At 68.6% G+C, this 7487-nt stretch carries 7 protein-coding genes; 3 read left to right on the forward strand and 4 right to left on the reverse strand.

Annotation, left to right across the window (positions count from 1 at the left end; translation table 11 throughout):
* Nucleotides 1–3 precede the first annotated feature (3 nt).
* Nucleotides 4–1581, reverse strand: coding sequence for a histidine kinase (locus AB0F43_RS26155; protein ID WP_360482007.1), 1578 nt, complete (start codon nucleotides 1579–1581; stop codon nucleotides 4–6).
* 55 nt (nucleotides 1582–1636) lie between these two features.
* Nucleotides 1637–2749 (reverse strand): GntR family transcriptional regulator, encoded by a 1113-nt coding sequence (locus tag AB0F43_RS26160; protein ID WP_360482010.1) that lies wholly within the window; start codon nucleotides 2747–2749, stop codon nucleotides 1637–1639.
* Nucleotides 2750–2812: 63 nt separating this feature from the next.
* Here AB0F43_RS26160 and AB0F43_RS26165 point away from each other — a divergent pair, with 63 nt between their 5' ends.
* The 3 genes from AB0F43_RS26165 (at nucleotide 2813) to AB0F43_RS26175 (ending at nucleotide 5697) form a co-directional block, all read left to right on the forward strand.
* Nucleotides 2813–3529: an SDR family NAD(P)-dependent oxidoreductase gene (locus tag AB0F43_RS26165; RefSeq protein ID WP_360482013.1), complete on the forward strand. Its 717-nt coding sequence runs from the start codon at nucleotides 2813–2815 to the stop codon at nucleotides 3527–3529.
* A 90-nt stretch (nucleotides 3530–3619) separates the two neighbouring features.
* Nucleotides 3620–5077: a glycosyltransferase family 39 protein gene (locus AB0F43_RS26170; protein WP_360482016.1), complete on the forward strand. Its 1458-nt coding sequence runs from the start codon at nucleotides 3620–3622 to the stop codon at nucleotides 5075–5077.
* 17 nt (nucleotides 5078–5094) lie between these two features.
* A complete protein-coding gene (locus AB0F43_RS26175; RefSeq protein ID WP_360482019.1) occupies nucleotides 5095–5697 on the forward strand; it encodes an SUMF1/EgtB/PvdO family nonheme iron enzyme in 603 nt (200 codons plus the stop codon).
* 18 nt (nucleotides 5698–5715) lie between these two features.
* Here the strand turns inward: AB0F43_RS26175 and AB0F43_RS26180 are convergent, their stop codons facing one another.
* Nucleotides 5716–6648: a zinc-binding dehydrogenase gene (locus AB0F43_RS26180; protein WP_360482061.1), complete on the reverse strand. Its 933-nt coding sequence runs from the start codon at nucleotides 6646–6648 to the stop codon at nucleotides 5716–5718.
* Between the two features lie 471 nt (nucleotides 6649–7119).
* A partial coding sequence (locus AB0F43_RS26185; RefSeq protein WP_360482022.1) for a hypothetical protein occupies nucleotides 7120–7487 on the reverse strand: 368 nt, incomplete at its 5' end.

A 7487-nucleotide genomic window follows, 5' to 3' on the forward strand; every position in this document is an offset into this window, starting at 1 on the left:
CAGTCATCCTGTCGTCTCGGCAGTCGGGGGAACGGAACCGGTCTGGACGATGGCCTTGGCAACCAGGGCACCGTCGGCGAAGCAGAGGCGGTAGGCGTAGTTGATGGAGAACGGCGCGTCCGGGCGGTAGTAGCGGCAAGTCCAGCCGGCCGGGGGTGTGAAGCCCTCGCCCGGTGGGTCGATCATCTGCATCGCGGGGAGCGCCTTCTCCACTTCGCGCTGCGGCTGCCCAACGGTCAGACCGTCGTACTCGCTCGGCCGCAGGATCGAGCTGTAGCCGGCGATCAGGTAATAGCCCAGGGCAACCACTCCGATCGCCGCCCCGAGGACCAGTGGCGCCACGACGGCCGTGATCAGTCCGCGCCGCACGCTGCGCCGTACCGTGGCCTGTTCGGCAGCCGCCGCGGACACGGGCGGCTGCTCCTCTGGCTCCGGCCGGCCACCCGCCCGCGGCATCGTCGCCACGACCTCGAAACCACCCTGATGTGGCCCGGCCGTCAGCGTTCCACCCACGAGCCGGACCCGCTCACGAAGCCCGTCCAGCCCGCGACCCGACGAGGGGACGGACTCCGGCACGGGCCGGACCGCACCTGTGTCGACGATCCGCACACGTACGTCGTCCGCGGCCGACGTCATGGTGACTGTGACGGACGCCCCGGGCGCGTGCTTGCTCGCGTTCGTCAGAGACTCCTGTACGACGCGGTGCACAGCCCGGTCGACCAACGGGGACAGCTCGGCATCGCCCTCCTGGACCAGCGTCACCGACAGCCCTGACGCGGCGGCTCGGTCGACCAACGCAGGCACGTTCTCGTCGCGTGGGACCAGCGGAGCATCCGCGTCCCGTAGTACACCGATGATGTCGCCGAGCCGGTCCGTCGCCGTACCCGCCATCTCCCGCAACTCGGAAGCCGCCCGGCGGTGCTCCTCGGGCAGCGACGGGTCCAGCTCCAGCGCGGCCGCCCGCAGCGCGATCAGGCTCAGCTCGTGACCGACCGAGTCATGCATGTCCTGCGCGATCCGCGAACGCTCCCTGAGCCGCTCCTGGTCGATCGCCATCCGCTGCTCGCGCTCGATCCGCTCGGCCCGCTCCCAACCGGCCGAGACGAGCAGTGCCTGCTGCGCCCGGTACCGGCCGACCAGCCAGGGCAGCACGACCAGCAGCAAGGCGAGCAACAGCATGACCAGCCAGGTGAGCACCGCTTCGGTGGCCTGCTCCTCGCGGCGCACGATCAGGGTGAGCAGCAGCATCCCGAGCAGTGACCAGCTGGACACCATCACGAAGTGCTTGAGCTGTGTCTCCCGCCTGCCGGCCAGATAGCTCAGCAGCGTGATCGCCGGAACCAGCGCGATCTGCACGCCGTTCGTCGTACCGAGGGCGAAGGCGAGGATCACGATCTCCGCCCAGGCGACCACCGTGAACGCCAGCAGTGGCCGTGACCGGCGGACGAACACCCCGGCGAACAGTACGGCGATGCACACGGCCTGCAACCAGTACGGGTCGCCCCTGGCACCGCTCTCCGCGACCACGAGGAGGCTCGGCGCGGCCCACAGGCCGACGTCTCCCACGCGCCGCCACTTCATGCGCCCGACGGTACACAGTCGGCCCGACAGCGGCGTACTGCCGAAAGTCAGGTCTTCAGTTGCCTTCGGCATCGACGAGCTCGAACGGCACGATGGACAGGTTCGGCACCGTCTCACCGCGCAGCTGGGCCAGCAGCAGGTCCACCGCGCGGCGGCCCATCTCCCGCTGGTTCTGCCGGACATGCAGGTACGGCGGCCCGCCGATCGAGTCGCCCGGTGAGTCGAAGCACGCGACCACGACCTGCTCGCCGTCGAGCGCCCGGTCGACCATCCGCGCCAGGTTGTACTCACAGGCGACGTACGCCGTCACGTCCGGCACGCGATCGCGGAACGCGCGGATGACGCCGACATCCGCCCTGATGGACTCGGTCGTCGTCGATCCGGGCAGCGTGCTGCGCAGCTCGGTCAGCTCGTGGGCCTGACCGCGGCCCTGGAAGGCGGCCCGGAAACCCTCCAGCCGGTCCTCGATCGACGACGTGTTCACCGGCGGCGGCGAGACGATCGCGATGTGCCGATGCCCGCGATCCAGCAGCTGAGACGTCAACGCCCGCGATGCGGCCACGTTGTCGGTGTGGACCGCCGCGACCGGGATGCCGGACAGGTGACGGTCGACCAGCACCACCGGGAACCCGTCCAGCACCTGCCGCAGCAGGCTCGCGTTGTAGAAGTCGCCGTGCACCGGGAACACGATCAGCCCGTCCACCTCGCCGGTCGCCACCAGCGAGTCCACCGCCTTCTCCTCATCGGACTGCCGGCCGTGCGTCCGCCGTACGACGAGATGAGCGCCGTACTCCGCGCACCGCTCCTCGATGGCGTTGAGCAGGTCCAGACCGTAGGCCTCGGACATGTCCGGTACGACGAACGCGACCGAGCGAGCCTCGTGCTTCGCGCGGGGCACCCGGCCCTTGAGCGGGACGGTGACACCTGTGAGGTCTGGCAGGTTGCGCACCACGAACGTGCCCCGGCCACGGATGCGCTCGACCAGACCGGCCTCCCGCAGCACCTCGAGAGCCCGCTTCGACGTGATCCGACTGACCTCGAACTGGGCCGCGAGCTCCATCTCCGACGGCACCCTGTCGCCGGGCCGCAGCGCACCGCGGCGGATCTGCTCAAGCACATGGGTGCTCAGCCGTTGATAGAGCAGGCCCGCTGGTTGTCCGCTTGACATACCAACATGATGTCGCATTGTCGGTGGTTGGTGGGAGCGTGGGGCCTGGAGGTGAATGGACACATGCGGATCGACGGGAAGCTCGCGGTCGTCACCGGCGCCGCGGTCGGGATCGGCCGGGCGATCGCGCAACGGCTGGCGGCCGAGGGCGCAGAGGTCGTTGTCGCCGATGTCGACTCCGACGGCGGGAGGGAAACCTGCCACTCGATCGGCTCCGGAGCACGGTTCGTCCGCGTCGACCTGCGCGATGACGACGCGGTCGTGGATCTGATGGCATGTCAACCGCAGATCCTGGTCAACAATGCCGGCGGCGGTCCCTCGTTGCAGCCCTGCTTTCCGGAGGCGTCGGTCGAGCGCTGGTCGGCGTCACTCGATCTCAACCTGCGTGCGCCGATGCTGACCACCCAGCTCGCCCTCCCGGCGATGCGAGCGGCCGGCGGTGGAGCGATCGTCAACGTGGGATCGACCGCGGGCTTGGGGTTCGGGCCACATGTCTCCCCGGAGTACAGCGCCGCCAAGGCCGCGCTCATCCGTCTCACCGCGACCCTCGCTCCGCTGGCCGACAGCCACGGCGTCCGAGTCAACTGCGTCGTGCCCGACTGGGTCGCGACCGACCGCGGCATCCGGGAGCGCTCCTTGCTTCCCGAAGACGAACGCGGCCCCGAGCTCGTCCCGCTCGACGTCCTGACCGACGCCGTCGTCCGCTTCATCGACGACGACACCCTGACCGGGCGCGTCCTCCTCCTGGGTCGCGAAGAACGCCCCTTCTTCCTGAACTGAACCGATCTTTGGCCGCGGTGCGCGGAGAAGTCCTCTTCGGTGCCTGGTTAATTCCTGGTCCGGACCGGGATGGGCTGACAGCATTCCCGCATGACAGCCACTCGGCCTTCGGTGCCACCCTTCGCAGCCGTTCCCGTGGTGTCCGTCGCGGCCGTTGTCGGGGTCGTGCTCACGGCTGTCTCCGGGCGATACGGATACCACCGAGACGAGCTGTACTTCCTGGTGGCCGGCCAAAAGCTGGCTTGGGGGTACGTCGACCAGCCACCGCTGACACCGTTGTTGGCGCGTGTCTCGACGGCCATGTTCGGGAACACGCCAATGGGTCTCCGAGTGGTATCGACCCTGGCGTGCGCGATCACGGTCGTCGTGGTCGCGTTGATCGCGCGGGAGTTCGGCAGCTCGCGCCGCGGACAGGTGCTCGCTGCGATCTGCGCGGCGGTGTCCGGGTTCGTGCTCGGTGTCGGGCATCTGGTGTCGACGGCGACGTACGACCTGCTGGCCTGGATGCTGATCTGCCTGTTCGCCGTGAAGCTGCTTCGGACCGGTGACGGGCGCTGGTGGCTCGCACTCGGCCTGACCGTGGGTGTCGCGTTGGAGAACAAGTACCTCGTCGTCCTGCCTGTCGGTGCGCTGCTGGTGGCCCTGCTGATCGTTGGTCCGCGGGAAGTGCTCCGCTCGTGGTGGCTGCTGGCCGGCGTGGCTCTCGCGGGACTGGTGGCGCTGCCCAATGTGCTGTGGCAGATCCAGCACGACTGGCCGCAGCTCATTGTCGCCGGCGGGATCAGCGAGGACGACGGCGTCGAGAACCGGATCATGTTCGTTCCACTGCAACTGTTGCAGTTGTCGCCGTTCCTGGTGCCGGTGTGGGTCGTCGGGTTACTCCGGCTGTGGCGGATTCCGTGGGCACGATCCGTCGCGTTGGCCTATCCCCTGCTGTGCCTCGTCGTACTGGCCGTCGGCGGGAAGTCGTACTACGCCCTGCCACTGTTGCTGGTCGTGGTCGCGGCAGGGGCTGAGCGGGTGGCGTCTTGGTCGCGCCGGGTCGTCGCCGTCGGGGTCGGCCTGGCGGCCGTGACCTCCGCTGTTTTCACGTTGCCGGTGCTGCCGGCGTCGGCGGTCGACTTCGTGATCCCGATCAACAAGGAGCAGGGCGAGCAGATCGGCTGGTCGTCGTTGGCGGATGCTGTCGCCGCGCAGTGGGACCGGATCCCCGCCGAGCAACGCTCGTCGGCCACGATCTTCACCGGCAACTACGGCGAGGCCGGAGCCCTCCGGCGGTACGGGCCTTCGCTCGGACTCCCACCGGCGTACTCGGGTCACATGAGCTTCGCCGACTGGGAACGTCCGCCCGACGGTCAGACCGGCCCAGTGCTGCTCGTGGAGCTCGAACGGACACCGACGTACGAGGCGCACTTCCAGGGCTGCGAACAGGTCGGGACCATCGACAACATCGTCTCCAACGACGAGGACGGCGCCGCGCTCGTGCTGTGCGACTCCCCCGCGGAGCCCTGGTCCACTCTGTGGCCGAAGCTCCGGCGCTACTACTGATTCCGTAGGGTGGCCGGATGCTTTCCATGGTCGACCTCCCGGCGGGAACCATCGCCCTCCGAGACGATCGCCTCGGCACCCGCTGGCAGGTCGAACTGCCCACCTTCCGGCTTGCCCGCTACCCGGTCGTCGGCGAGAACGACGTACCGCTCACCGGCGTCAGCTGGTTTGACGCCATTGCCTTATGCAACGAGTTGTCCGCCGACTTCGGCCTCGCCCCGGCGTACCGGATCGACGGCTCGGAAGTCAGCTGGGACAGGGATTCCGACGGATACCGCCTGCCCACCGAGGCCGAGTGGCAATACGCCTGCACCGCAGGTACTCCGGCCTACCGCTACGGCCCGCTCGACGACATCGCCTGGTACGAGGCCAACTCGTCCGGCCAGCCACATCCCGTCGGCCTGAAATCACCCAACGCGTGGGGCCTGTACGACATGCTGGGCAACGTCTGGGAGTGGTGCTGGGACCTCTATGACCCCGCAACCTACGGCCCCTACCGCATCTTCCGCGGCGGCGGCTTCGCCGACCCACCCCGCTCAATAGGCTCCACCGTCCGCCGCCGCTCCCACCCCACCTTCACCATCGAAGACCTAGGCTTGCGGGTCGCTCAATCTGTTTGATGCTCCCTGTCTTCTTGGCTAGGGCTTCAGTGCGATCTTGCCCACGGTGGCACGCGTCTCGAGTTCGGCCAGCGCCTTCGGACCGTCGGCCAGGTCGTACACCGTCGGCTCTCCCGGCGGATACACCCCGATCTCGATCAGCTTGTCCAACTCCGCCATCAACTCAGCGAACATCTCCGGCGCATGCTGTCCCAGCACACCGATGTGCAGCCCGATCACGTGTATCTGGTGCTTGAAGTTCAACTCCCAATTGCTGACCGACGCCTCACCACCGGCAACGCCGTAGACGACAACCTTCCCGGTCACCCGTTTGGCTACCTCGAGACTCTTCGCGAACGTCTCCCCACCCACCGACTCCAGTACGACGTCGACGCCCACGCCGTCCGTCAGCCGCAGCACCTCGCTCGCAACGTCCGACTCCCGGGAGTCGACCACCTGATCAGCCCCCAGCCTCCGTACCACGTCATGCTTGTCCGCCGACGCCGTACCGATCACCGTCGCCCCGTAATGCTTGGCCAAACGCACAGCCGCCTGCCCCACCGCCCCCGCAGCCGCATGAACCAGCACCGTCTGACCGGCGCTGACCTGCCCCAACGGCTTCAGCGCCGCCAACGCGGTAGCCCAGTTCAACACCAACCCCAGCGCCTGCTCATCCCGCCACCCCTCCGGCACCCGAGCCACGTTCCCGGCCCCCATCACCATGTACTCCGCAAACGCGCCGTACCCAGTCCCGACCACCCGCTCCCCGACCGAGATCCCGTGAACCTCGGCGCCTACATCGACAACCTCCCCCGCCGCTTCAAACCCAGCCACATAAGGCACTTCCAAGCCCCCGTCGTACAGCCCCCGCGTCTGCATGACATCCGCAAAGTTCACCCCCGCAGCCCCCACTTTCACCAACACCTCCCCTGGCCCAGCCTCAGGCATCCCCACCCCCTCCACCACCCGCATCTCCGCCGGCCCCGCCAAACTCTCCTGCACCAGCACCCGCACAATCCACCCCTTACTTCGACCTTCATGAAACTTCGACACTGATCGTACAACACAGCCCCCACCTCAGCGGAACAGAGCAAGTCGGAGCCCAGCCGTCGATCTCGATCGGAAAGCTCGCAACCCTGAGCCGAAGACGACAACTCATCGACTTCCTCCGACACACCCGTGCCGGCCCCAGCCCGCCCCGACCCACACAACCTCCGACCGCGGCGATCAACTCGCGCCGATTGAACCGACCGCCGTGGCCAGCCCACGCCGGAGGCCGGCCGGGTGCACACCCAAGCCGGACAACCGACCGAGACGCGCAATCCCAGGCCAGCCCGCGAACCGCGGCGACCACCCGCGCCGATTAGTAGACCGCGGCGATCAGCTCCCGCCGGCCAGCCGACTGGGAAGCGTCCCGCCGGGTGCCGTGAGCACCGCAGCCAGTCAGCCGGCCGCGGCGATCAACTCCCGCCGGTGAGCCGACCGCGCTGGCAACCCAGGCCGGCAAGCAACCTGCAGTGACAACCGCAGCCGGATTCCCAGCCGGTGGGCGGCGGCGAGTAACCCACGCCGGTCGGCCAACGCACGCAACCACCGCCCGAAAGCTGAGGGCGGCGGGCAACCCCAGCCGCTCAGCCGACCGCGGCTGGCAACCACCGCCCGAAAGCTGACGGCGGCGGGCAACCCCAGCCGGAAAGCCGACCGCGGCGGGAACCGAAGCCGGTCAGCCGACCGCGGCGGGCACCCCAAGCCGGTCAGCCGGCCGCGGCGGGAACCGTAGCCGCCGAGCGAAGCGAAGGCGCAAGGGGGTG

This window comes from Kribbella sp. NPDC023972 (assembly GCF_040639075.1).
Lineage (GTDB): Bacteria > Actinomycetota > Actinomycetes > Propionibacteriales > Kribbellaceae > Kribbella.

Bases quoted from the DNA above. Each gene is read 5' to 3' on its own strand.
- AB0F43_RS26155 (WP_360482007.1), bottom strand. From the start codon at position 1,581: ATGAAGTGGCGGCGCGTGGGAGACGTCGGCCTGTGGGCCGCGCCGAGC.
- AB0F43_RS26160 (WP_360482010.1), bottom strand. From the start codon at position 2,749: ATGTCAAGCGGACAACCAGCGGGCCTGCTCTATCAACGGCTGAGCACC.
- AB0F43_RS26165 (WP_360482013.1), top strand. From the start codon at position 2,813: ATGCGGATCGACGGGAAGCTCGCGGTCGTCACCGGCGCCGCGGTCGGG.
- AB0F43_RS26170 (WP_360482016.1), top strand. From the start codon at position 3,620: ATGACAGCCACTCGGCCTTCGGTGCCACCCTTCGCAGCCGTTCCCGTG.
- AB0F43_RS26175 (WP_360482019.1), top strand. From the start codon at position 5,095: ATGCTTTCCATGGTCGACCTCCCGGCGGGAACCATCGCCCTCCGAGAC.
- AB0F43_RS26180 (WP_360482061.1), bottom strand. From the start codon at position 6,648: ATGCGGGTGGTGGAGGGGGTGGGGATGCCTGAGGCTGGGCCAGGGGAG.